General features: G+C 47.0%; 28 protein-coding genes, 1 tRNA gene and 1 pseudogene. 16 read left to right on the top strand and 14 right to left on the bottom strand.

From position 1 onward, the window contains the following. Window positions 1-270: 270 nt before the first annotated feature. Window positions 271-582: a DUF6679 family protein gene (locus tag QUB04_RS20175; RefSeq protein WP_015177146.1), complete on the bottom strand. Its 312-nt coding sequence runs from the start codon at window positions 580-582 to the stop codon at window positions 271-273. 833 nt (window positions 583-1415) lie between these two features. Here QUB04_RS20175 and QUB04_RS20170 point away from each other — a divergent pair. The 5 genes from QUB04_RS20170 (at window position 1416) to fba (ending at window position 6077) form a co-directional block, all read left to right on the top strand. After that, the gene (locus QUB04_RS20170; RefSeq protein WP_158307982.1) at window positions 1416-1571 is read left to right on the top strand and encodes a hypothetical protein; all 156 of its coding nucleotides are present in this window, start codon (window positions 1416-1418) and stop codon (window positions 1569-1571) included. 12 nt (window positions 1572-1583) lie between these two features. Next, window positions 1584-3662: a CapA family protein gene (locus QUB04_RS20165; RefSeq protein ID WP_333287035.1), complete on the top strand. Its 2079-nt coding sequence runs from the start codon at window positions 1584-1586 to the stop codon at window positions 3660-3662. Between the two features lie 134 nt (window positions 3663-3796). Beyond that, entirely contained in the window at window positions 3797-4666 is an 870-nt protein-coding gene (locus QUB04_RS20160) for an aldose epimerase family protein (protein WP_445301077.1), read from the top strand. Window positions 4667-4733: 67 nt separating this feature from the next. Beyond that, window positions 4734-4805: transfer RNA gene (locus QUB04_RS20155), tRNA-Lys, on the top strand. Between the two features lie 192 nt (window positions 4806-4997). Next, window positions 4998-6077, top strand: a complete 1080-nt coding sequence (gene fba, locus QUB04_RS20150) for a class II fructose-bisphosphate aldolase (RefSeq protein ID WP_006633469.1) — start codon at window positions 4998-5000, stop codon at window positions 6075-6077. Between the two features lie 196 nt (window positions 6078-6273). Here the strand turns inward: fba and QUB04_RS20145 are convergent, their stop codons facing one another. The 3 genes from QUB04_RS20145 to QUB04_RS20135 all read right to left on the bottom strand — a co-directional run bounded on the left by QUB04_RS20145 (window position 6274) and on the right by QUB04_RS20135 (window position 8476). Then, window positions 6274-6621, bottom strand: a complete 348-nt coding sequence (locus tag QUB04_RS20145) for a DUF5615 family PIN-like protein (protein ID WP_333287032.1) — start codon at window positions 6619-6621, stop codon at window positions 6274-6276. Between the two features lie 3 nt (window positions 6622-6624). Further along, window positions 6625-6966: a DUF433 domain-containing protein gene (locus QUB04_RS20140; RefSeq protein ID WP_333287040.1), complete on the bottom strand. Its 342-nt coding sequence runs from the start codon at window positions 6964-6966 to the stop codon at window positions 6625-6627. Window positions 6967-7090: 124 nt separating this feature from the next. Further along, window positions 7091-8476: an ATP-binding protein gene (locus QUB04_RS20135; RefSeq protein WP_333287030.1), complete on the bottom strand. Its 1386-nt coding sequence runs from the start codon at window positions 8474-8476 to the stop codon at window positions 7091-7093. Window positions 8477-8673: 197 nt separating this feature from the next. On the opposite strand from QUB04_RS20135, the gene QUB04_RS20130 reads away from it, so the two are divergent. The 5 genes from QUB04_RS20130 (at window position 8674) to QUB04_RS20110 (ending at window position 10604) form a co-directional block, all read left to right on the top strand. Beyond that, a complete protein-coding gene (locus tag QUB04_RS20130; RefSeq protein ID WP_333287028.1) occupies window positions 8674-9156 on the top strand; it encodes a tetratricopeptide repeat protein in 483 nt (160 codons plus the stop codon). 50 nt (window positions 9157-9206) lie between these two features. Beyond that, entirely contained in the window at window positions 9207-9557 is a 351-nt protein-coding gene (locus tag QUB04_RS20125; protein ID WP_333246884.1) for a hypothetical protein, read from the top strand. A gap of 222 nt (window positions 9558-9779) precedes the next feature. Then, complete coding sequence (locus QUB04_RS20120; RefSeq protein WP_333287026.1) at window positions 9780-10040, top strand: hypothetical protein; 261 nt, start codon at window positions 9780-9782, stop codon at window positions 10038-10040. Continuing rightward, window positions 10033-10452: a hypothetical protein gene (locus tag QUB04_RS20115; RefSeq protein ID WP_333143073.1), complete on the top strand. Its 420-nt coding sequence runs from the start codon at window positions 10033-10035 to the stop codon at window positions 10450-10452. The genes QUB04_RS20120 and QUB04_RS20115 overlap by 8 nt, the downstream gene beginning before the upstream one ends. Further along, window positions 10449-10604 (top strand): hypothetical protein, encoded by a 156-nt coding sequence (locus tag QUB04_RS20110; protein WP_333287024.1) that lies wholly within the window; start codon window positions 10449-10451, stop codon window positions 10602-10604. Before QUB04_RS20115 ends, QUB04_RS20110 begins: the two co-directional genes overlap by 4 nt. A 2-nt stretch (window positions 10605-10606) precedes the next feature. Here QUB04_RS20110 and QUB04_RS20105 read toward each other — a convergent pair whose 3' ends face one another. Both QUB04_RS20105 and QUB04_RS20100 read right to left on the bottom strand, forming a co-directional pair. After that, on the bottom strand, window positions 10607-10942 hold the full coding sequence (locus QUB04_RS20105) for a XisI protein (RefSeq protein WP_333287022.1): 336 nt from the start codon (window positions 10940-10942) through the stop codon (window positions 10607-10609). Next, window positions 10930-11346: pseudogene (locus QUB04_RS20100) on the bottom strand (XisH family protein). The gene QUB04_RS20105 and the pseudogene QUB04_RS20100 overlap by 13 nt, the downstream one beginning before the upstream one ends. A 306-nt stretch (window positions 11347-11652) precedes the next feature. On the opposite strand from QUB04_RS20100, the gene QUB04_RS20095 reads away from it, so the two are divergent. Together QUB04_RS20095 and QUB04_RS20090 are read left to right on the top strand one after the other, a co-directional pair. Further along, on the top strand, window positions 11653-11949 hold the full coding sequence (locus tag QUB04_RS20095; RefSeq protein ID WP_333287020.1) for a flavoredoxin: 297 nt from the start codon (window positions 11653-11655) through the stop codon (window positions 11947-11949). A gap of 13 nt (window positions 11950-11962) precedes the next feature. After that, the gene (locus QUB04_RS20090; protein WP_333287018.1) at window positions 11963-12223 is read left to right on the top strand and encodes a hypothetical protein; all 261 of its coding nucleotides are present in this window, start codon (window positions 11963-11965) and stop codon (window positions 12221-12223) included. Between the two features lie 38 nt (window positions 12224-12261). Here the strand turns inward: QUB04_RS20090 and QUB04_RS20085 are convergent, their stop codons facing one another. The 3 genes from QUB04_RS20085 to QUB04_RS20075 form a co-directional block, all read right to left on the bottom strand. Further along, window positions 12262-12492 carry a type II toxin-antitoxin system Phd/YefM family antitoxin gene (locus tag QUB04_RS20085; protein WP_333287017.1) on the bottom strand — a complete coding sequence of 77 codons (231 nt, stop codon included), beginning with the start codon at window positions 12490-12492 and terminating at the stop codon, window positions 12262-12264. A 50-nt stretch (window positions 12493-12542) separates the two neighbouring features. Continuing rightward, the gene (locus QUB04_RS20080; RefSeq protein WP_333287015.1) at window positions 12543-12758 is read right to left on the bottom strand and encodes a hypothetical protein; all 216 of its coding nucleotides are present in this window, start codon (window positions 12756-12758) and stop codon (window positions 12543-12545) included. Between the two features lie 330 nt (window positions 12759-13088). Further along, window positions 13089-13790 carry an alpha/beta fold hydrolase gene (locus QUB04_RS20075; RefSeq protein WP_333203674.1) on the bottom strand — a complete coding sequence of 234 codons (702 nt, stop codon included), beginning with the start codon at window positions 13788-13790 and terminating at the stop codon, window positions 13089-13091. Between the two features lie 152 nt (window positions 13791-13942). Between QUB04_RS20075 and QUB04_RS20070 the strand changes: the two genes are divergently transcribed. After that, window positions 13943-14422 carry an NUDIX domain-containing protein gene (locus QUB04_RS20070; protein WP_006633478.1) on the top strand — a complete coding sequence of 160 codons (480 nt, stop codon included), beginning with the start codon at window positions 13943-13945 and terminating at the stop codon, window positions 14420-14422. Window positions 14423-15040: 618 nt separating this feature from the next. Beyond that, window positions 15041-16774, top strand: a complete 1734-nt coding sequence (locus QUB04_RS20065) for a hypothetical protein (protein WP_333287013.1) — start codon at window positions 15041-15043, stop codon at window positions 16772-16774. A 245-nt stretch (window positions 16775-17019) separates the two neighbouring features. Here the strand turns inward: QUB04_RS20065 and QUB04_RS20060 are convergent, their stop codons facing one another. Continuing rightward, the gene (locus tag QUB04_RS20060) at window positions 17020-17757 is read right to left on the bottom strand and encodes a class I SAM-dependent methyltransferase (RefSeq protein ID WP_333143063.1); all 738 of its coding nucleotides are present in this window, start codon (window positions 17755-17757) and stop codon (window positions 17020-17022) included. A gap of 7 nt (window positions 17758-17764) precedes the next feature. Beyond that, window positions 17765-17962 (bottom strand): hypothetical protein, encoded by a 198-nt coding sequence (locus QUB04_RS20055; protein ID WP_333143062.1) that lies wholly within the window; start codon window positions 17960-17962, stop codon window positions 17765-17767. Window positions 17963-18538: 576 nt separating this feature from the next. Here QUB04_RS20055 and QUB04_RS20050 point away from each other — a divergent pair. Beyond that, window positions 18539-21082 carry a mannose-1-phosphate guanyltransferase gene (locus tag QUB04_RS20050; protein ID WP_333287010.1) on the top strand — a complete coding sequence of 848 codons (2544 nt, stop codon included), beginning with the start codon at window positions 18539-18541 and terminating at the stop codon, window positions 21080-21082. Window positions 21083-21138: 56 nt separating this feature from the next. Here the strand turns inward: QUB04_RS20050 and QUB04_RS20045 are convergent, their stop codons facing one another. Then, complete coding sequence (locus QUB04_RS20045) at window positions 21139-21303, bottom strand: hypothetical protein (RefSeq protein ID WP_333287008.1); 165 nt, start codon at window positions 21301-21303, stop codon at window positions 21139-21141. On the opposite strand from QUB04_RS20045, the gene QUB04_RS20040 reads away from it, so the two are divergent. Then, window positions 21290-21847 carry a single-stranded DNA-binding protein gene (locus QUB04_RS20040; RefSeq protein ID WP_333287006.1) on the top strand — a complete coding sequence of 186 codons (558 nt, stop codon included), beginning with the start codon at window positions 21290-21292 and terminating at the stop codon, window positions 21845-21847. The genes QUB04_RS20045 and QUB04_RS20040 overlap by 14 nt on opposite strands. A gap of 150 nt (window positions 21848-21997) precedes the next feature. Here QUB04_RS20040 and QUB04_RS20035 read toward each other — a convergent pair whose 3' ends face one another. Both QUB04_RS20035 and QUB04_RS20030 read right to left on the bottom strand, forming a co-directional pair. Beyond that, a complete protein-coding gene (locus QUB04_RS20035; protein ID WP_333287004.1) occupies window positions 21998-22345 on the bottom strand; it encodes a hypothetical protein in 348 nt (115 codons plus the stop codon). Window positions 22346-22796: 451 nt separating this feature from the next. Continuing rightward, the gene (locus QUB04_RS20030) at window positions 22797-24059 is read right to left on the bottom strand and encodes an RNA-guided endonuclease TnpB family protein (protein ID WP_333287002.1); all 1263 of its coding nucleotides are present in this window, start codon (window positions 24057-24059) and stop codon (window positions 22797-22799) included. Window positions 24060-24227: the final 168 nt, after the last annotated feature.

Here is a 24227-nt window from a genome sequence, read left to right as displayed (position 1 = left end):
CCCGTCCTTTTTGGACGGGCGGGACGCCCATCCCACTATCAAGAGTGGAAGTTATTTAATTCTCATTCCTTACGCTGTTGTGGGGAGTATGGGTTGGGCCGGAGATCCCGCCATCAAGCTTAAATTTAAAGGGAAAATAGCTTATGGGGTCACAACCCAGAATATTTTTGGCCTAAACTGGGTTTTTTGCATAATTTCTCCACAAAAAAGGGAGAAAAGCCGTTTTCTTTTCCCCCAAGTTTTCCTTCTGCCTCAAGCGCGAGCTCAAAACTATTCCAAATTCGAGTCGGGGTAGTGATTGCGAATTTGTTCGGCTTCGGGACAATCGTCAGAAACTAGGGGTTCGCAGTTAGTTCGGGATACCGAAGCCAACTTCTGGGACACAGATCCAATACTTTCGAGACGCACCATTTCTTCCCATGAGCTGATTTCGTCTTCTTCGTCGGTTTCGTAGCGCAGCGTGACTAGATCCCCTTCAATATCTAGGATACGAGCGCGCTCTATCCAACGTTGCTGATCTCGAAGAAAAATAGAAACCTCACGACCATCACAACAGAGTTGATAGATTTTGCGCTGTAGCATTTGTCAGTTCTCCTGCGCAGTGTAACTTGCTTAAAATATGGTCTGTTTACCGTAACGTACTTTGGGTTTTACATCGGAAGGCACAGCCGTATGGACTGGCCAGTTTCACGTTTTCCGCAACTTTTGTACCGATGGGAGTTACCAAATTTGATTTTACCACCAAATCTATCGAGTACGCCATTTATCCAATTACAGGTTTTCCAGTCAGTGGCATCCCTCGTGAGAGGCATTTGCCAGCATAGATCCGAGCATGAGGACTTGACGACGGCACCCGATTAACAGCGACAATAACAACAGACTCTGCCTCAAAAATCTCGCTCTCTTTTGCCTCAAGTCCCCCAGAAACAAGAGTGTTTCGACGTTTGTTCGATCGCCCACTAACGCCGTCAAGGCTCAATCTCAAATCTCAAATCTCGAAGCGAAAGCTCTAAAGCCACACTCAAACAGCGACAATAAAAACAGACTCTGCCTCAGATATCTCGCTCTCTTATGCCTCAATTCCCCCAGAAACCTCTTGTTTGGAGGTTATTTCTAGCCCCCAGTACCCACTCTTTCCTCAATCTAAAATCTAAAATCTAAAATTTAAAATCGATTGTTCGATCGCCCGCTAACGCCGTCAAGGCTCAATCTCATATCTCAAATCTCGAAACGAAAGCTCTAAAGCGACACTCAAACAGCGACAATAAAAACAGACTCTGCCTCAGATATCTCGCTCTCTTATGCCTCAACTCCCCCAGAAACCTCTTGTTTGGAGGTTAGTTCTAGCCCCCAGTACCCCCTATGAACTCAATCTAAAATCTAAAATCTAAAATCTAAAATCAACAGACCGGAGTGTGATAAAAATCACTGACAGCAGGCAGCCCCTAAATGTAGAAAATGGTGGCGGCCAACAACTAGCTTCAAAACGGGCAGCGGAACCTGTGGCGGTTAAGCTAAAAGAATTGCGGTTCCGTTCAAAACAAATTGGAGTCATCGCTCGTGCGTATTAAGGAGGCTAATTGATGGTGTACGCAGAAAATTGGTCGCAGCCGTCTATCTTGGAGCTAGCGCGATCGGGCAACTTTCAAGCCCTGAATTACTGGATTGACAGCTTGCTGCGCCCCGAAGGGATTTATGCCCGCGTCGAACAGGCTCAGGCCGGCTGCGTCCAAATCCTCGTAGAATTCCAGCGCGAATTTGCGCCAGATACTACCTTACTGGGGAGCACTATCCGGGAAGGCTTAGTCAAATTTATTTGCCACCAACTCTGGAGACTCAACTCGCCAGCAGTAGAAGGAGTGCGAATTCACGCGCGCTTGGCTGGGGATGCAGACATTCTCTGGAAACAGTCAGTGCGAATTGTGACTCCGGCAAACCGCCAGCGGCGGCGTTACCGTTCCCTACCGGTTGTCGATTGGGTTAAATTTAAAACGTATCGTTCTCTGCTGCTAGTGGGATCGGCACTTGCCTCATTTATTTTAGGGTGTTGGGTCAGCTACCACGAGGCTGTGACCCTGCAGTTAGGATCTCGAGTATCCGGCTACCAGCAAACTGCTGGAATTTCGGGGCCGCCTCCAAAACGTGCGGATACGGTGCAAGCGGCCTTAGAAGTGGTACCAGTAGTACAGCAAAAGCAAGTTGCTAATCCTTACGACCCAACAGTAACGCTGATGTTCGGAGGAAATGTGAATCTATCGGATGCGCTCGGAGCATCTGCTGCCAACGATCACCAATGGGCTTTCGCCAATATGGACGAGTACCGGCAAGCAGATGTGGCGATGGTTAACCTAGAAAACTCCCTGACTCGCTCTACATTGGGCTCTGGCAAAAAACAATTAAATTTTAAAGCCGATCCAGAATCGGTGAAAGTATTAACAGCCGGAGGAGTGGATATTGTCAATCTGGCAAATAGCCGCGCTATGGATTACGAGGAACCGGGGCTGGTGGAGACTATGAATACTCTAGATAATAGTGGGATTCAACACCTGGGAGCCGGCAGAGATATTAAAGAAGCGAGGCGTCCAGATATTATTGAAGTTAAGGGTCAGCGGATTGCCTACCTCGGTTATTACGATGCTGAGCTTAACGTCGCCGACCAAGGGAAAGCGGGCACTAATCCCCGTCGCAACAATCGCGTGGCCGAGGATATTCGAGCTCTTAGGGGTCAGGTAGACTGGATTATTGTTAATTACCACTGGGGAGTCGAATTGGCAGATTATCCGGGGGACTGGCAGATTGATTTGGCTCGGTTCACGATCGACCAAGGAGCTGATTTGGTAGTGGGACACCATCCCCAGGTACTGCAAGGTGCAGAAATTTACAAGGGTCGCCCGATAGTTTACTCGCTGGGTAATTTTATATTCGGCCCGAATGCTCGCAGGGATTACGATACCGCCGTCCTGAAAGTATCGCTCAAAGACAGGAATATGAAGGTAGAGTTTCTGCCTGTGGAGGTGAAAAAGTTTCAGCCGAAGGTGGTGAAGGGAGCCGCAGCAGATCGCATCCTCAAACGCGTCGAGCAAATTTCTAGTATTTTCGATCGACCGATGCCATCTTCTGTAGTTCTCGATTCCCTAGTCCAGCCAGGATCGGCATCAAAAACTCCAAATTCGACCTTGCCAGGAGCAGCCAAGAGCGGTACATACCAGCGCGGGCGAGGTTCCGGGGGAACTTCCGGTGAAAGCAATCAGCAAGGCCCCGGACAACCCAAACCTACTTTGATTTTGCCGACTTTGCCGGCTGCGCCCCAACAGCCGGACAACTCCTCATTTTTCCCGAACGGGACGGGGCCTGCAATTGAATCAAACCCACCTCCGAATCAAAATTTGCCACCGCGCATCTACCCCACTCAACCTCAAAATCCCAGCCGGGAACCAGATCCGTTTACAAAAGAGCCATTCATCAAAGAACCGTTTATTTCGCCCCCTTCTCCCAGTCAAGGAGCAGTGCCGAGTCCCCAAAGCTATCTTCCCCCCAGTCGGGCTGTATCTTTTGAAGTCGCACTCAAAGGGCAGCCGACCTCAGCGATCGTTCCAGCTACCCGCAGCAACCGCTCCAAGCAGCGGATCGCCCTGCCTCCTATAGGTGGGAGCATTGGTTAGCCGGTGGGGGCCGGAGCGAGGCAGCAGGGGGAGGATAGGGGCGGTAATGGGTGAACATCAACTTACTAGCGACCAATTATTAACGATCGATTTACTGACAACCCATGATCAATGACCTACTACCGATGACAAATGTGTTTGCGATCGCGCTCAAGCAAAAGCAGTACAAAACCTATATCCTCTCCGACGAAACCGCTAACTCTACTCTAGAAGTTGTGCCGGAACGGGGCGGTATTGCCACTAGCTGGCTGGTTGAAGGCAAAGAAATCTTCTACTTGGACGCGGAACGGTTCGCCAATCCCGATCTAACTGTACGTGGCGGGATTCCCATCCTGTTTCCCATCTGCAGCAATCTCCCGGAGAATACTTACACGCACAAGGGAGTGCAGCGTAAGCTCAAACAGCACGGCTTTGCTCGCGACTTGCCTTGGAAAATAGGCGAACAAGTTACGGAGGGTTGCGCCGCTCTGACGCTGATTCTCGATAGCTGCGACAAGACGCTGGCTGTTTATCCCTTTGATTTCCAACTAGCCTTCACTTATCAGATTAAAGGCAATTCTTTGGAAATTTTTCAGCGATACACCAATCTGTCTGCCGAACCCATGCCGTTTTCTAGTGGTTTGCACCCCTACTTTTTGGCGACGGACAAATCTAAGCTCCGCTTTGAGATTCCGGGGATGCAGTACAGAGATCAGAACACCCACCAAAAGGGTTACTTCACTGGGGTTTTTGACCCGACGCTGGATGAAATTGATGTTTCCTTTGACGAGCTCACTGGCCTTGCTGCTACTGTTACTGACGCGGCGAGCGGCTTGCGGCTGACCGTCAGTTACAACTCCAGCTATGGGAAGTTGGTTTTCTGGATGGTGAAGGGCAAGGATTTTTACTGTTTGGAACCTTGGACTGCTCCTCGAAATGCCCTCAACACTGGCGAACACTTGATTTATTTGCCCCCCGGCGCGACTTGCGAGATGCTGGTTCGCATGACTGCAAATTTTATTTAAAAAACGCTTGCTATTTCAAATGAGGGGTGCTACTATTAGAAATTGTGTGCGGTAACAATGTTTTCGCGGGTCGCTAGCTCAGCGGTAGAGCATTCGGCTTTTAACCGATTGGTCTCGGGTTCAAATCCCGGGCGACCCATAAAAATTTGTGAGTTAAAAATTTTGAGTTTTGAGTGGAATGCTTGGAACTCAAAATTTTGTTTGTTGAACTTTTTAGTAAATCTGGAAAGATAGTGCGCGATCGGTGGCAAATTGTCTTAAGATTATCGTAAGAATTGAGCTTGTCCAAAATTCACTGCCCAAAAATCACAAATAATTAGGAGGAATATCTATGGCGCTTGTACCTATGCGATTGCTGCTCGACCACGCGGCTGAAAATGGTTACGGCCTACCGGCTTACAACGTCAACAACATGGAGCAAATCCAAGCGATCATGCGCGCTGCTGACGAAACCAACAGCCCTGTGATTCTGCAAGCTTCTCGCGGCGCTCGCTCCTACGCTGGCGAAAATTTCCTGCGCCACTTGATTTTGGCAGCAGTTGAAACCTATCCTCACATTCCCATTTCCATGCACCAAGACCACGGCAATGCCCCCGGCACTTGCTATTCTGCCATGCGCCAAGGTTTTACCAGCGTGATGATGGACGGTTCTCTGGAAGCGGATGCTAAGACTCCCGCTAGCTACGAGTACAACGTTCAAGTTACTCGCGATGTGGTGAATGTTGCTCATTCGATCGGCGTTAGCGTTGAAGGCGAACTGGGTTGCTTGGGTTCTCTGGAAACAGGGATGGGCGAAGCAGAAGACGGCCACGGTTTTGAAGGTGCGCTTTCTCACGATCAGTTGCTGACAGATCCTGAACAAGCTGTGGATTTCGTTGAGCAAACCGGCGTTGATGCTCTAGCAGTCGCGATCGGCACTTCTCACGGCGCTTACAAGTTCACTCGCAAGCCGACTGGCGAAATTTTGGCAATCAGCCGCATTGAAGAAATTCACCGCCGCTTGCCGAATACTCACTTGGTAATGCACGGTTCTTCTTCTGTGCCCCAAGAATTGCTGGAAATCATCAACAGCAACGGCGGCAAAATCCGCGAAACCTACGGCGTACCTGTGGAAGAAATCCAAAAGGGTATCAAGTGCGGCGTTCGCAAGATCAATATCGATACTGACAACCGTTTGGCGATTACCGCTGCGGTACGCGAAGCTTTGTTTGCCAAGCCCGACGAGTTTGACCCCCGCCACTTCTTGAAGCCGTCGATCAAGTATATGCAGAAGGTTTGTAGCGATCGCTATAATTCTTTCGGTTGCGCCGGTCACGGTACAAAGATTAAGCAAGTATCTTTGGACGATTTTGCAGCTAAGTATGCTAAGGGCGAATTGAGCTCTTCTGCTAAAAAGACTGTGGCTGTTTAAGAATTTTAGGTTTTAGATTTTAGATTTGTCTGAAGTCTAAAGTTAGGATTGCCGGGTAGCTTTGAAGTTGCCCGGTTTTTGTTTGTGCGATTTTATGTATAGCAGAAGTTGATTATTCCCTCGATCGATCAGCGGTTGAAACCGATCCTACACAAACTTTCGTCCCTCTCTCAGAGACTAAAGAATCAACGGGGTATTACGGTGACAACGCAGGGCGCACAACGCGAATCAGTTTACCTTCCAAAGGTTCTGCTGCGACGATCGCAGTGTGGATTCGGTTAGCCAGCGCTTCCCAATTGCGATCGTTCGTACAGGCGATAATGCCAGCATGAAGGGGCTGTATGCGGTGCAGCCGAAAGAAATCTTTACGGTTTTCGGTAATGACGACCGGTTTTTCGCTACTAGCAAAAGCTAAAACATCCGGGTCAGGAATTTTCTGATTCGCTCTGCCTGCTTCTTGGACAGTCAAAACATCGTGTCCTAAAGCTCTCAGTAATTCTACAACAGGATAGGGGTATTGCTCATCGGCATAAGGACGTGCCATCGGCTACAAATCTTCGTCCATCACTCCATCGTTTTCCCGAATTTCTGTTTCAATTTCATCGGGAAAGGCTTCAGCATAGGCCCAAGCGTTAGCAATATCAGTAGCAGATAGCAATCGATAGCTTGTGAGTAAGTCTGCTTCGCTATAGCCAAGGCGACGAGCTTCTACAAGTCCCCAAACGGTGATGCGAGTTCCAGCAATGCAGGCACTCCCGCCACAAACATCAGGCGTTTTTTCAATACCGCGCCAAGGAGTGATTTTACCTTGAGATAGGAGTTGAACGACTTGAGCTTTTTCGTCGTCAGAGAGTGCCAGCAGTTGAGGCTCTAATTCTTTTAGCGTCATGGCAAACAATGGAATTGCTACTACCAATTATTCTATCGAACCGATCGCCCCATTTACCCGATCGCCCATTGCCACTTCTCGTAATTTGGGTGAAGGGCGAGAATGCAAGCAATGGTTGTATAAATTACACTGCACGGGCGATCGCATATTGCCTCAGTACAGGTGAAATCGTGTAAAAATTTGCTTGTTGTTCAATCAAGCAGCGCCGCGATAGAGATTGCAGCGCATTTGGTAAATCTGAAGCCGGAATTATGTCATTTTCTAGCAATTTTGCCCGATCGATCGGCTGGCTTTCTTTCGCTAACAAGGAGATTATTTGTTTTTCTAGTTCGGATAGGCGATCGAACTGTTGCTGTAAAACATCTTTCAAATCTTCCGGCAACAATATCGTATCATTTGGTAATAACTCTGTCACGCCTCCTCCCAAGTCTTGAATCAGATTCGCCACGCTTTTTAACCATAGGGGGTTGCCTTGGTAGCGATGAATGAGTGCTTCACTGTTGTCGCTTTCTTCTAACCCATAATCTCTGAGTATTTCCCGTCCGGCGGCGATGTCTAAACCTTGGAGTTGTAAGGTGCGAATAGAAGTATTTTGGCTTTTAACTTGAGTCACTTCTCTCGGTTGTTCCCAACCGATTAACATACAGCAGCTTTGATGGGATAATTTTTCTATTTGTTTGAATAAGGTGCGATATTCTTGGGATTCTGGTTTATATTTTCCTGCAAATTCGCCGCTACAGAAAAGGTGGTGAACGTCATCTAAGACTATTAAACAGCGATGGTTTTGTAAATACTTAATCAGCGGTAAGGGTTTCTGGTTTGTTGGGGATGAATCTTGTTTTTCGGAATGGGAAAAAAGCTGTATTAGGTTAGATTTAAATTTTTCTAGGGTGGGGAATTCGTCTAGTGTGTACCAAACTGCGTACTCAAACTCGTCTTTAATTTGTTGTACGAGTTGTACTGCTAGGGATGTTTTGCCGATACCGCTGATGCCGGTGAGGGTGATGAGGCGGCAGTGTTGTTGTAGAATCCAGGTGGTGAGGGTTTGGAGTTCGGGCGTGCGCGAGTAGAAATCGCCCACCTCTGGCATTTCGCTTAAATCTTGATGTAGAGTTTTAGTTTGTTGTGGGTTAGATGTTTCCTGATTTGGTGGGTTTGAGTTTGGGATATTTGGCGGGTGTCTAGCTTCTCCACAGATGTTAACGCTGTTAATTTGCACCGATTCTTCTTGTGCAACGTTTGAATATATTGAAACTTCCAACCTCTCCATTGCCGATCTAAAATTTGTTTTATTAACATCTTCTCCCAACTCTTCTGAAAGTATCTGCCATAATTCCGATCCGATTTCCCTGATGCGACTTTCCGAACAGTCAAAATCTTTCGCTATTTCTTTGTATTTCTCGCGTTGTATAGTTCCCCGCAGTACCGCTGCTTGTAAATCGTCAAGGTGCTGACCTGTTTTCTCGAAAACTATGCGATCGGCGACATTTAACATTTCTTTAAGATTCATCTGGCAGGGAGATGCGAGAGTTTTGTGTATTGTAGCTTAGATTTCCGGCTTTTTAGTACATTTTCGTACAAAACTAGATAAGACAAAATGAAAGCAGGAGAAAATTGTCTGCAAAATAGAACATTTTTTGACTAGACAAAGTTTTAATTTATAAGGATAATTAGGAGAACTACAAAGCATAAATAAAGGTGTTTACCATGACAAGCTATGAGAGCGTAGCTAAGGCAGAACTCTTGTACTACCAAGGAAATGTAAATGCAAGAATGGGAAGGTTTCAGGATGCTTTATACCTCTACGATCAAGCTATAGCAGTCGATGGTAATAAGCCAATGTATTACAACAATCGTGCTGGCACTCTCAAGAGGTTAGGAAGATTGCAGGATGCAATCAAGCAATATGAAGAAATTATCCAGAAGTTTCCTGACTATGGAAAAGCTTTCCTTTCTATAGGCAGCACTAGCATTGAGACTGGTGACTATCAAGGAGCTATTTCTAGCTATCGTCGTTTTCTTTCTGCATACGAGAAGGGACAGTTCACCTTTAATCCGATAGTGGGAGGAATCAATCATAGTGTGTACGGTGATGACTTACTAGAAACTGCACTGCTTACATCAATCAATTACCTTTCTGAAGAACAACAAAGGCTTGCAATTCAAGCTTTTCAGGAAGCACATAACTGAATCGAGTTGACTGAAAGCTGTCTATCTCAAAAATACTGAAAGTGGTAATTATGTGTCAACCAATTAGTGAAATTTCTTACAGGCTGTGGTTACTTACAAACCTTGAAAATGAAGGAAAAGGAGGCGAACTTCTAGTCGATTCCTATACTTTTGATCCCAATTTATCTCAAGGAGATGTCGTTCATATCGAGAAATGGAGGGTAGGAGTTAGAACAGATGATACATTACAAAACCAATCTTTCTCTTTTGAAGCAAGAGTTATGGAAATAAAAAAGGAGGTTGTGCGGAATCACAGCTTCGTTGTTAATATCATTTTGGAGTCACATAATAGAGAAACCATATCTCAACTAAGAGAAGCCCTGAGAGATAACAATCCAGAGCAATTTCCACAAGGAGTCTAGCACGATCGCCCACCAAGCATATTCTATTAACCCTCGTGTTACCCAACCTCTTTTTCCACTCACACTCTGAGCGATTTCCACCATTTCAAAGGGCTATGGTTGCACTCTAGGCGTGAAGCGTAGCTATCCCATAGGGAATCGCCCCAGCAAAAGAAAGGCAGATCGCCATTAAAACACGAGTTTAAAGGCTAAAATAAATGTATGTAATCTTAAACAAGCGATATGCCTCTCAGCGAGCTTTTAGCCAGCGTCGATCAATTATCTCATCAAGATAAACTGCGACTCATTCACTTTCTCCTACTTGCAGTTGCCAAGGAACAAGGATGCAGCCTAGAATTGGCTGAAGATACTAATTCAGAAAATATACTTTTGAATCAACTAGCATCAACGAGTGCAGTTGTATGGTCTCCACAGGCCGATCGAGAATCAGTTCAAGCATTATCAGAACTTCTACTTGCCGCCCAAGAATCAGCTCATGCTTAATAGTCAGCGATTTCCATTTATAGAGCGAATTGATAGCCTAGGGCGATCGAGTATCATGCCATATTTGCCAATCACTCTCTCCAACGGCAGCAACTCCGTAGAAGTGATGGCATTGTTGGATACGGGTGCAAGTGTCAACGTTTTGCCTTATCAGATTGGTCTACAACTAGGGGCAACATGGGAACAGCAAACCGTTCCTATTCAATTGAGTGGGAATTTGGCTCACAGTGAGGCGCGGGGATTGGTGCTTTCGGCTACAGTTGCTCAGTTTTCGTCGCTCTTGCTGGCATTCGCTTGGACTCGATCGACAGATGCACCTGTAATCCTTGGACACCTCAACTTTTTCTCGGAGTTTAATGTCTGTTTTTTTCGTCACGAGTTAGCTTTTGAGCTTTACCCAAGAGAAAAATGAATTGTTTAAGCAATATGCGATCGCCCTTTCTTGTTTCTGATGAGATATCGCCTAAAATGAAAGGGCGATCGCCCTTTGTTTTTTCTGATGAGCGATCGCCCCATCACGCATCAAGAGCGATCGATGTCTGCAACCAAAAGCATCAACGTTAGTTTTAACTCACTGCAAATTCTGTGAACTGACGCATATAAGGTGGATGAAACCCAACCACAATGTCCGACTTCGGCACACCTATATTAACCAGCTCTTGCCCTAAATCGATTTCTGTTCCATTCTGCTGAATCCAGATTTTGTCATCCTTAATATCGAGATGTATAGGACAACCGTAAACTCGCTGTTTGTTATCCCAACCCACTCGAACAACTTGATAATGATTGTGTTCTGTGTCAAAAACAACTTGCACATCCACTTCTCCATAAGAAGGCTTGTAGGCAGCATATTTCGTGAGAATTTGTTTGATACAATCCCGATACTTTTCTATTTTTTCCATAAAACTATTACCTCTTCTTCTACGTCATAAACCAATAATTTTAACTGGTAATCTTCCACAACAGCGGTTGTAAATTCTCGCTTGAAGAAATCGTTATACGCCGTCAAAGGAATTGCCAAAAATAGCTGACGTTGGGGGTCTTTAAACTTGAGTGCTATACGGTAGTTGATAAATTGTCCAACCGCTAAATGAAAATCTGTTATCGGTGAAGTATTCAAAAAGCTCTTGATTTATACAGCAATTTTCTCGCCCTGCCGTTGGGCTGCCAGCAGACGTTCCGCCCCCAGATCGATTAACATATCAACTCCACCCACACTGATGGAAAGTGGGTCATCTGTAATCTGCCAACCGTCCTTTTGCAACGCAATCTTCACAACATCATGAAATTTATCCTTTGCTGACATAAAGCCCTGATGACAAACAATTATAATTATAGTGGCATTAATTGAGATGTGTGAGTGCAGTTCAAATTGTTGACTCACCAAATCAAACCTCGCGTGCGAGATCCCTCTCGTAAGGTTTGTCCAAGAGAGTGCGATCGCCCTTCACAGCAAATACTAAACAGTGCGATGATTGTACAGAGTGCGATGCTTGAGTTAAACAAAAGATCGATCGCCCTATGGACAAAGATTTCTGCTAAAGTATAGCGCGTACTTAAATCAAACAGCCTACACTTGTGGAAAGAATTCCACACGAGCCCTTAGTAGTTCGTGGGGGTCGTAATCGCAAGCGAAGATATTAAACGCAGCACGGCAACTTACCCCAGCGGCATCACGGGAATTTCTGTAGAATGTGCAGTAGGATTATCTGTAGCAGAGTTAGCAGAGACAATCCCTCATGGACAAGTTGGTGTGACCACAGTGGGTGAGGTTCGATCGTCCGATGGAGATGTCATCCGTACTTCTGGCCGAAGTCCAAATCATGCAACATTAACTGGCTTAACACCAGAACAAGCAAGTCTGCTGCTGACACCAACGATTCCTAATCCATCACAACAATCATCCTGAGTAAAGTAAAAATATGAAATATCCCAGAATCTTTGCAGACTTTCATAATGCGGATGAACAAGGTCGCCTTCGCCTAAATTGCGTTGGTACGATTGAAGATTTGAGTCGCCAAAATATTAAGTTGGAAGATGGCAAATTTTTAGCATTGTATAACGAAGAGTTAGAAGTCGATGGCGTAGTGCAATATTCAGAAGAGGAAAGTCTTTGGGTTGCAGTAATTGATTGGAAGCAAATTAGGCAGGTAGAGGATATGCTTGTTCAAGCAACAGTCTAGTGCGATCGCTAGCTAAATGCGGGTATCAAGTAAAAGTTTCATTCCAAAACTTCCCACAGTTCAGCGACAGGAGCAATTAAATCTCCTAATATTTCACCGCTTCCTTTCATTGCACCAAAGGTGGGGCGTTGAGCTTGGGTGGTCGCAGGATAAATAATCACTAATGCTTTTCCTTCATGGATGACGGTTAGAGGGGTTTTGGTACGTTCGACCTCTATAAGTAGAGTCTGGAGGGTTTGAGGTAATTCAGTCGTGGTAATTTGTGCCATTTGTTGACCTTTCACAATCTTATTCTATTTCTACTATGATAATGCGAGGATTAGACGGAAAGCGATGCTTGAGTGAAAAAAAAACGCTCGCCCCTCACACCAAATACCAAACACTGCGATGATTCTACGGAGTGCGATCGCACATAATCATCATCCCTAATTTGCGATCGACCTCCCGCATCAATTCTCAACAAAGCATCAGGCTGAAATTCGTTATCTGCGTCCAAGCGCACAGTAGCATTTTCGCCCAATTCCACCCCAGCCAACGTATAATTTGATTGTGTGGTTCGCCGTGACTTCTGAATCTTACCGATGATGCCACATAAAATATTTTTTTAATCTATTCAGTTAGCCATAAAAATTCAAGTAAACATAGCATCACGGGAGCGAGTTTTGTCGCATTAAACTCGCTCCTAAGCTGTTCTGCATTTAAACTACACAGTCAAAATTTGATAAAGTTCTTGTGGGGTGGGCGTCTCGCCCGCACAAAAAATGCAATTTAGATGTAGAACAGCTTAATATCAAATTTTAACTAAATCCGCCCCTTAAACCTTCTGCTTCTTCCTTCGCGTCCTTCGCGTCTTCGCGGTTCATTTCTAACGCAAATATTCAATCCAAGCCGGCAAAACCTCCGGCGAACCGTACCACTTCCCCGGAGAACGAGGCGAATGCCAAACCCCCTCCAACACCAGATTTTCTGCCCCATCCAAAACAGCAGCTTCCACCGGCGTAATTCCATCTCCCCAAGTTTCGCCCTTCCCCACAGTCAATTCGTAACTTTTATAAGCCAGCCAAGTCCCAAAACCGCGCTTGCCAAAAACAGCCTTCCCAGCAGCGCACACGTAGCGCACCTGCGGGTGAAAAGCCCCCGGATAGTGAATTTTCACAAAATCTAGATTTTTGCGCGTCCAGCGCTCTTGAGAGACGTGCGGCGTGCCTAAAGTGATTAAAGTATTCACATAAGGGTGAGCTTCCCACAAACCCGCATCCTCAAGCACGTCGCCGTGAATCGTGTAAGGCTTTTCGCCCAAATAGATGCGAGAAATCCAGCCGCCGGCGGAATGACCGACGAGATTGATCTGCGGAACGCCGTATTGCTGTAACATTTGTTTGACTGTGCGATCGAGCTGTCGCAAAATTGGCACCATCGACCGCCCGCCAAAAGTCGGCAACCAATCTCCCTTGCCCAGAGGCACTGTTACTGTTGGAAAACCTCGATCGACCAGAGACTTTTCTAATTCCCGATAGTCGGAAGCAGCAGCAAAATATCCTGGTAAAATCACGGTTGGTAATGGCATTGTCAATTTTAGATTTTAGATTTTAGATTTTAGATTTTGCGGTCGGAGTGCTACGATCTGTTTTTCAAGTTAAAAGACACTTGCCGAAGCATCCTTTGGATTGCTAACATCTGCCACTCGTTTAACCTTTTGCTTAGGGAATATCTACTTCTATGGCTCGCGAGCCGATTCAAACATGGTATTTTACCCTAGTTGTCGTTCACTTAGAAGACCGTTTTCTACTGGTACAAGAGCGCAAGTACGAGCAGCAGTGGTATCTCCCAGCAGGGCGAGTGGAAAAAGGGGAGACTTTGCTCGAAGCTGCTATGCGTAATACCCTTGAGGAAGCGGGCATTTCCATCATCGTTGAGGGAATTCTCCGGGTAGAGCACACAGTGATGCCTAGGGGCAATGTGCGCCTCCGAGTCATTTTTGTGGCTCGTCCACAAGATAAGACGCCGCCCAAGAGTAAGCCGGATGAGCATACTTTGTGCGCTGGCTGGTATTCTCTCAAGGAATTAGACCAGTTGTCCTTGCGGGGAGAGGAAGTTCGGGAAATGTTTCAATATATGGCAAGCGGCGCTCCAATTTATCCCATCGACTTGCTCACCATCGAGGGAGCTCCTTTTAAAAATTACCGCTATCGCTGGTGAATCCATCGATTTTGGATTTGGGATTTGGGATTTTGGATTGAATAATTACTTCCACGGATGAATCCGGTTGTGTAACCGAATTGGAAACAGGGGTCGATCCGTTTGCTCGATCGTGTTTAATGAATTAGTGGCGATCCAGATCCCGGAAAAAGAAGGTATAGCAGCGGTGCAGTCTGTTTTTTGCTCGCCCCAGTCCGACCCGCCTGACGCCCCGCTCACCATTCTCAACAATACCTGAGAAACCGCGTATAGGATTCGGTCAAAGGCAGTAGGCAAGAAAAACAATGGTTTGAGCAATTAACAACGTCCTCACCCTATTGGCGGTTGCTATAACAGCGTTGAACCAGCAAAAAAACCCGGTTTCTAGGCTTGAGTGCTTGATGTGAGGGTCGCGAAATCTCAATAAAAGTCGATCGGGCAATTTCGATACCGACCGTGCTAAAATTATACCTTTGAATTCCCCAACCTCTCCTCATTAAAACGAATTCACACTCAATCACAACCACAACAATATAAATTACCAATCCCCCAATCCCCCAATCTAAAATCTAAAATCTAACCATCTCCAAATCCCCCAATCTAAAATCTAAAATCTAAAATCTAAAATCTAAAATTTAAATGACTGACTCTTCCTCCCTAGCAAACACCCTTTCCGAACCGCTGCGCCAGCCTTTTTGGTGGGCAGCCCTAGCTTCTGTGGGCCTGCACGGAGTCCTCGGAGCAACCGCCCCGACGCTCTCAAACATAATTTATGGTGGAAATTCCTCAAAAAATATCCCCGGTTCTGTCGGCTTAGTAGAACTAACTCCCGCAGAAGCCGGCCGCCTGCCACAAACCATACCACCGAAACCGTCTAATACGCGATTTACGCCATTTTCGATCGCACCAGTTCCCCTTCGGCCAGGGCCAAAGTTAGCCCCGCCCTTGCCCCCCGCACCAGATACCATCAACTTGCCCGCCATGCCGCCGGGGATGCCCCCTCCTGGATTCTTTTCGCCTCTGCCTCCTTCCCCTCTCCCGCCCTTCACGGCCCCAACAGCCCCACCACCTCCCAAAACTCCATCCCCAACAGTCAGAGCCCCCTCCCAGCCAATACCCACTTTCGTCCCACCCGTACCTCCCAGCGGTTTTCTTTTCCCGCCCTTACCTGGTAATTTCGATCGCAATATCCCGCAACCACCCTCGCTGCCAGAACCGCCCCAGCTTCCCGGCGGCGGCTCGGAAGATGAAGCAGAGGCGCTCAAAAAGATCATAGCCAGTAGAGGCGGACTCCCACTATTTCCAGACGGAGCTCCAGTCTTTACCCCGGAATTCCCAATTGGCAGGAATGTGGGGCCCGATGGAGTACCAAAATTGACTCAAAAAGATCCCAATAAAAGGAATCTCATCGCAGAAACTCCCGAAGAAAGAATCAGGAGACAACAATTTGAAGAGGGACAGCGACAGCTAGGACAGTCCGGTCAACCGGGTTCAAACTTACCCACCGACAGAGAGACACTGCTGGCGGCTGGAGAGACCTATTATGCTTTGTTTGAGAAATTCAAAAAGGCTTATCCTGACTTGGAAATGACAGCCCCGACTCCTGTGCCTGTCCCTTATCCCGTAACAGCTTGCTCGCAAAAACTCCAAGGAAGAGCAGTTTTTGGAGCTGTTGTCAGCCCTCAAGGCTTGCTCAAGGCCGAGCCACAGCCGATCGTCCCCACGGGTTACGGTATTCTCGATAATGCGGCTAAAATTGCGATTATTAGCCCTTCTCTAACATTTGAAGCAGCCAGCACGCACAAGCTTTACCAACTGACTGTCGAGTTTAAGTACGACGAAAAACTTTGTAGTGGCATTCCTCTCACCCCAACCAGGCCCAACCCACCAGGCCAGTCGCAGCCTGCGCCCGCCCAGACAGCGCCCAGCAGACCAACAGGCCAGCCACCTTCCCCAGCGCCTACTGAAGTGAAACCGCAGTTTGAGAAGCCGCCGGCCCCCTCAAACAAACCACAGCCAGGGACCCAACCGTCGCCGCCCGCACCCAAGCCTGCGGCTCAACCGTCGCCCTCGCCTGAACCGAAACCAGCCGCGGAACAGTCGCCTTCTCCTCAACCGCAACCCGCCCAAGAGTCCCCGCAGCCAGAAGCTGCGCCATCTCCTGCCACCGAAGAGTCCCCGCAGCCCGAAGCTGCGCCATCTCCTGCCCCGGAAGTGTCGCCATCGCCGGAAGCTGCGCCATCTCCTGCCCCGGAAGTGTCACCGTCGCCGGAAGCAGCGCCATCTCCTGCCGCCGAAGTGTCGCCATCTCCTGCCCCGGAAGTGTCGCCTTCGCCGGAAGCAGCGCCATCTCCTGCGGCTACCGAAAATTAATTGGGCATCGGTAATTGGCAATCGCTATGAAAATGGGTAATATCCAATCTGCTTGCTTCACTATTGTGAGTTAGTAGTTAGTAGGGTGCGTCAGCTTGAATATTTGTTGCTTTTCAAACTAATTTCTACGGGCTGACGCACCCTACTTTATCTACTAAGAATCAAGTTGTTTTTCGTCCGCCCGACCAGGCTTGGGACGATTGAAGTTTTGACTACAAAACTAATTACCTATTCCCCTTAACCTCTCAATTGTATTCAACTTTATACATTTGAAATAAGTCGCCACTTTGCTTTTTTACTACCTTAGCGCCCGCAGCTTTAATCATTTTTTCCCAATCTTCTATTGTCTCTAAAAATACTTCTCCGGCTCGATAAGTTTCCAAAATTGCCCAATCTTCTGCTAAAGGAGCATTTGGGTTGAGGACATCAAAAACAAAATGACCGCCCGGTTTGAGTACCCGCTTTACTTCTCCCATGACAATACTCCAATAGTCGATGGGATAGTAACAGCTAAAGCCTGTAGCGAGGCATAAATCGAACTGAGCCTCCTCGTAATTTAACTGGTGAGCGGGGGCCCATTCTACGCCTTTGAACAGCTTAGAATTGAGCTGAGGGCCGCGAGCGTTTAAGGCGTCTCGCGCTGCGCTGCTGATTTCTTGACCGTAAAAATATGCTTCCCAATCCCGCCAAGGGTAGATGAGAAAGCTGACTCCGCAGCCAATGTCTAAACAGCGCTGATTTTTTTGAGGTTTGGCAATTTTCCAGAAGGGAGAAACTGTTTTTGCTTGGAGAGTTCCTGCAACTGATTCTAGGAAAATCGGCATTGCTTCGACTTCTTCGGGTAAGGCGAAAGCTTCTCCTCGGTATTCGCGATCGAATCGAGAAGCGACTTGCGACAGTAAGACTTGCCAGCTATCTGATTTTCCTTTAGCAAACCAAGTCTGCTCCTGACCCGCTACTGGGCGATCGGACTTTTTAGACATTCTTGAATTACCTTTTAGAAGCTTTGAGAGCTTTTGTAAAGTTTTGGCGGTAAGGCTTATTAAAAATTAACGCGGGCCAGAGCAGGGAGAGCTTCAGGCGATTTGTAAAACTTCTGTCGAAGTTAGTGCGATTGAACCCATTCCAAAATTTCCAAATACCGCCACCGTAAGCGATCAGCAATGCCAAGCTAATTAACGTACTCATTTAAAAAACCCCTAAGCAATGGATAGGATTTTGGGTCAGCTAGTCAAAGCGCTACCCTTAATCTATCATTTATCAGATGCCAAAGCGCACCGATCCCCGTAATAATTCCACCTTCACAAAGAGACTTCAAAATCCCCGCTGGCCACAAACTTAAAAATAACACCCCTGAAATAGCTTTCACGGAGCAAGCAAGAAGGGGCTTCTGCCAAAAGTCGATCGTTCTGAGGACTTACACCATTTTAGATGGAAGAATTTAAGAATTAAAGAATTGGGAATGACTGATGAGATAAGGGTTTGGAGCACGGGCCTACAGTTGCATTCTTTTTTTTAACTGGTATTACCCAACATCCCTACAAATCCGAGCTCGACCGGGGGATTGGTGCGATGCCGCAAGTTCTAATTCGGTTGAAATCGGTTGCTGTTGGGGGACGGCCTGGCCGAACGGGATTTCACAGACGTGTCACTACTCAAAGATAATTAACTAAGAACTGATAGCTCGCGGCCGACGAATTACAGCAGGCAAACTTTTTCTAGCGGACAATAGCGGTAGAGAGCTTTCTAAGCAAGGAGGATTTTATGCGTGCAGTGCTGATGGCTGGGGGATCGGGAACGAGGCTCAGACCCCTGACGTGCGATTTGCCCAAACCGATGGTGCCGATTCTTAATCGCCCGATCGCAGAACACATTATCAATTTGCTAAAAAGGCATCAGATTACGGAAATTATTGCGACGCTGCACTACCTTCCCGATATCATGCGCGAATATTTTACTGACGGGGCAGAGTTTGGCGTTCAAATGACTTACGCTGTGGAGGAAGACCAACCGCTGGGTACGGCTGGTTGCGTCAAAAATATTGCTGAACTGCTCGATCGCACTTTTCTGGTCATCAGCGGCGACAGCATCACAGACTTCGACTTAACCGCAGCGATCAAATTTCACCGCAGCCAGCAATCCAAAGCCACGTTAATTTTAACTCGCGTTCCCAACCCGATGGAATTCGGGGTCGTGATTACCGAGGAAAATTACCGCATCAGTCGCTTTCTGGAAAAGCCTTCTAGCAGCGAAATTTTCTCCGATACTATCAATACCGGCATTTATATTTTAGAACCCGAAGTCTTGGATTACCTGCCGACACATCAGGAGTGCGACTTCTCCAAAGACTTGTTTCCCCTGCTACTGGAAAAAAACGAGCCGATGTACGGCTACATCGCCGAAGGTTACTGGTGCGATGTCGGCCAGCTAGATGTTTACCGGGAAGCTCAGTACGACGCGCTGCGGGGAAAGGTCAAACTGGATTTGAGCTACTACAACGAAGTTCGATCGGGACTTTGGGTAGGTCAGAATACTTTTATTGACGATAGCGCGATCGTCGAAGTACCGGTCATGATCGGCAACAATTGCCGAATTGGAGCCCGAGTTAAACTCGATGCAGGTACTGTGATCGGAGATAACGTGACAGTCGGGGCCGATGCCAACCTCAAACGTCCCATCGTCTGGAACGGAGCAATTGTCGGCGAAGACGCTCATCTGAGGGCCTGCGTGATTTGCCGGAGTACCCGCGTAGACAGGCGCGCTCACGTCCTAGAAGGTGCTGTCGTCGGTTCAATGTCCATCGTGGGAGAAGAAGCACAAGTGGGGCCAAGCGTGCGCGTCTGGCCGAGCAAAAATATTGAATCCGGCGCCCTGTTAAATCAAAATTTAATTTGGGGAGAACAAGCTAAGCGGAATTTGTTTGGTCAGCGTGGGGTTCAAGGACTGGCAAATGTGGATGTTACCCCGGAATTTGCAGTGAAATTGGGCGCGGCTTATGGCTCGACTTTGAAACCCGGGACTGCGGTATCGGTTTCTCGCGACCAGCGGAGCATTTCGCGGATGGTTTCGAGGTCTTTGATTGCGGGTTTGATGTCGGTGGGAATTAATGTGATCAATTTGGAATCGACGGCAATTCCGATCGCGCGCACGGTTTCGTCTACGCTGTCGATTGCTGGCGGCATCCACGTTCGCATTTCGCCCGATCGCTCCGACCACATTTTAATTGAATTCTTCGATATCAAAGGCATCAATATTACTAAAGGAGCTGAGAAAAAAATCGAGGGGGCTTATTTTAAGGAAGATTTGCGCCGAGCTCTAATTCCCGAAATAGGAGAGATGACCTACTTTAACCAAGCTCTCGATGTTTACAACCGCATTTTTGAGAGGCAGATGAATGTTGAGGCAATACGCTACAGCAATTCTAAGGTGGTAATCGATTACGTTTACGCGGTTTCTGGAGCAATTCTGCCCCAAATGCTCGCCAAGTTCGGCTGCGATGCGGTGGTCCTCAATGCCAGCCTCAAGCAGACTTCTCTAAGCAACGGGGAACGGGAATATTTGCTCGACCAACTTGGCCGGGTGGTGAAAGCACTCAGCGCTAATTTTGGAGTGCAGGTATCGGCTAACGGCGAACAGCTCATTTTGGTAGATGAGTCTGGGATAGCGATTCGTGGGGAAATGCTGACGGCGTTGATGGTAAATTTGATGCTGACTTCTCATCCCAAAGGTACAGTAGTAGTGCCGGTTCATGCGTCTTCTGCGGTGGAGGCGATCGCCCGACGCTATCAAAGCAAGGTAATCCGCACGAAGGCGAACCCAACTGCTTTGATGGAAGCTGCTAACAGGAACCCGAATGTGGTTTTGGGCGGCAGCAGCCTTATGGGTTTTATTTTCCCGCAGTTGCATCCCGGATTTGACGGAATGTTCTGCATTGCTAAAGTGATAGAAATGATGACGATTCAGGAGCGATCGCTCGGACAGATCAAGGCGGAACTTCCCCGCATCACCCACCGCAGTTACAGCGTCCGCTGTCCTTGGACGATCAAGGGTTCGCTGATGCGACATTTAGTAGAAACTCATTCGCCCGATCGTTTAGAATTATTAGATGGAGTGAAGATTTTTAACTACAGCGACGACAATTGGGTATTAGTTTTACCCGATGCTAGTGAACCGACCGTTCATATCTTCGCCAACAGTGAGGATCGAGATTGGGTATCTGAAACGTTGAAGGAGTACCGCGCCCTCGTTCACGATTTTGTCAGTCAAGCCGAGGCGGCGGTTCTCCAAGATAAATTTGGTCACGTGTAATCCGTCATCGGTGACAACTAATAGCGATCGGGCGCCGAAAAATCCGTAATTACCCATTACCACTTGGCAATTGGCAATTCCCCAAAGCAAGACGCACAAGTCATCGGTACAGGGATAGCTATTTCTTCCTTCTTCCGTCTTCCTTCTTCCGTCTTCCTTCTTCCTTCTTCCTTCTTCTTCCAATTCCCAATTACGCACAGAGAACAGATGAATAGCTGCATTTTGATGGCGGAAATAATTCAACAACCGCAACTACGTTATACTCCTGACAATCAACTTCAAATCGCTGAGATGTTGGTGCAGTTTCCCGGCCCAAAACCCGAAGATCCACCCGAACATTTGAAAGTGATAGGATGGGGAAATTTTGCTCAAGAAATTCACGAGAAATATCACGAGGGCGATCGCGTGATTATTGAGGGACGGCTGAGCATGAATACGATCGAAAGAGATGGTATTAAAGAAAAGCGCGCTGAACTGACAGCTCAAAGGATTTACAGTGTCGGCGCCGATGCCATGAGTGCGGCTCCCCCAGCTAGAACCGCCCCGGAACCGGCTCAAATTCGCGACAGCGCCCCGGCTAATGTGCCGAGCAATGTAGTACCTTTAGGCTCGCACAAGCGCAGTTCTAACAGCGCTCCAGGCGGCGCTAACCGCACGTCTAGTTCGGATTGGAACTCGCATCAGTCTTCAAATTCTGAGTCCGATCGCCAGTCGGGTTCGTCTAACGAAGCTGACAATCCCGATTACGATCCGATTCCATTTTAAAAATTAGGGTGCATCACTTTACAACTCGACTGTTGGATCGAAAGTGACGCACCTTAATTTAAGGGCGATCGCACTTCACGAAAAAAAGGGCGATCCTCTTCGAGGGCTGCGCTAACGAATTTGGCTGAACTACGAGCTAAATTGCAAATTTTACAGCTCGATCGTCACAACTTTTTTCTTGCTTTTTTCGTCGCGCAGCACGACGGTATTGTAGGGTGATGTATCCGTCCCCAGCGGAATTGGCAGCTTAAAGCTGCCGCTCTTATGCTTAAGTTCGCCTAAATCAATGCTTTTCGTTATATTGCCATCTGTTGCCAGATAAGCGCTAAGTTCGCCTTTATAATCTTCAATCAAAAAGTCTCTGAAGAAAAGAACTTCCCCAGGACCATCGACATCGATAGCAAGGATGACCGTACCGCTAAACGTTGCGCCTTTTTCTTCTTCATCAACCGTCGCCATTTTAATTTCCGAGGGGTCTTGACCGGACATATCTGGCATAAATTTTTTCTCCTGAGCAAAGCGCAATAATTAACAAGAAGCTTACCTGACGCTAGGGGCGAGCGCAAAACTCTTAGGACGTATTTCTGCATCGGTCTTGCTTCTGTCTGAGGTTAGAGAAGCCCGCGATCGCGCATTATACCCCCAAGTCTCGCAAACACCGCCGCGTTAATTCGATTCGATATTTAGCATCCTTAGTGTGGAGTTTTTAAGTGATTGGGTGGAGAATTGAGCCTGATGTTGTTGATAATTTAAGAGCGATCGCCCTTCACTCAAGAAAGGGCGATCGCCCTTAAAGATTATTCTTTCCAGTAACGGGTTAAAATCCGCATTACTTCACCTGCTAGAGGGGAGGGTAAAGGCGGGCTCCATTCCCCAACTTCTGCAAAACCCAAGACGTGAAGTAAATTGATGATGCTTTCCACTCCTTTGGGAATCCGTCCTGAAAAACTTACCCATAGCTACGCAAATCTAGACTTAGCTGGACATGAGTGCTTGTGGTGTTAACTTCCTGTTTCACAGTAGTGATAACATGACTGTTATCGGGTTTGTCTACTCCGCAGGCTGACACGGTGGAACTCACCGCCAATTCTGAACGTTTTGGAATAAATATTCCTTCAAGCCAACGTTCTATGTTTCTTGCGGCATTCAAGTCACGGTCTTGAATATTTCCACAACCGGGACATTCAAACGCTCGGACTCTTAATGGCATTTTATGCCGATGATTGCAGCAACTTGAGCAAATTTGACTGCTAGGAAAGAATCGATCTATAAGCGTCAATTTTGAGTTAAACTTTTCGGTTTTATATTCAAGTTGACGCTTGAATTCGTACAGGCCGCAATCAGCGATTGCACCAGCTAATTTGTGGTTCTTCAAAAATGCCTTAATATTTAAATCTTCAATCTTGACCTCACTGTGGTTTTTGGCGAGGTAAGTTGTTAACTTGTGAATGGCATCTTTTCTGATGTTTGACACTTTTAGGTGCAGCTTGGCTAGTTTAGCGATTGCCGAATTGCGGTTATTAGACCCTTTGACTCGCGCACAGACACGCCGTTGCAGACGTTTCATTTTACGGCTCATCCGACGATAAGCTTTGGGGTTCGCAAAGACCTCACCGTTAGAACAAACAGCTAGCTGCTTGATGCCGATATCAACTCCGATGGTAGGACGGTCAGAGCGAGCTGCGGGCTGCTCAATTTCGCACTTAAAAGCAATGAACCATCTGTCAGATTTTCGACTGATTACGCAGTTGTGGAACGCCGTAATTGGTAATGGTTCGTGTAGCCTAACCCAGCCAATCTTAGGTAACTTGACACGCTTGCCGTCGTTATTAATTCCTGGCTTTGCTTTGGTTCCTTGTTCGAGGTAGAAGGAGTCACTCGATACACCTTTCTTTTTGAATCTAGGCTGTTTAGATACCTTTTTGAAGCATCTATCCCATGCCGTTCTTAATTCAGTCAGAGCTTGCTGCGGGCTTGCCTTGGAAGATTCGTAATACCAGGGATGCTCATGTTTAACTTCCGCTACTAAGCGCTTGTGAAGATCAATTGCAGAAGGGATTTTAACAGTTTTATCCGTCTCCCTGATTTTTAATGTTTCAAGTATAATCGAATTAGCCCAATTGTAAGCGTGTCTTGCTAATCCGCAATGTTGCCGAAATCTAGTCACCTGTTTGTTATTAGGTTTTAATTCCGTCTTGAAACTGAGTAACATTTGCTTTTACCTCATTTCTGCTTTACTCTTATTGTATGCGGAATAAATGCGGAACAACAAAATGCCTAGAAAAAAGATTTACAGCGAGCCTAAACGTAAGGTCAACCTAAGCCTGACCGAGACTGCTACTAAGTGGTTAGAGGAAAAACGAGTTCAGCTTACCGCAAG

The sequence above is a fragment of the Microcoleus sp. D2_18a_B4 genome (assembly GCF_036702475.1).
GTDB lineage: Bacteria > Cyanobacteriota > Cyanobacteriia > Cyanobacteriales > Microcoleaceae > Microcoleus.
Note: the sequence above shows the minus strand (reverse complement) of the source record. Positions and strands in the feature narration are given on the sequence as shown.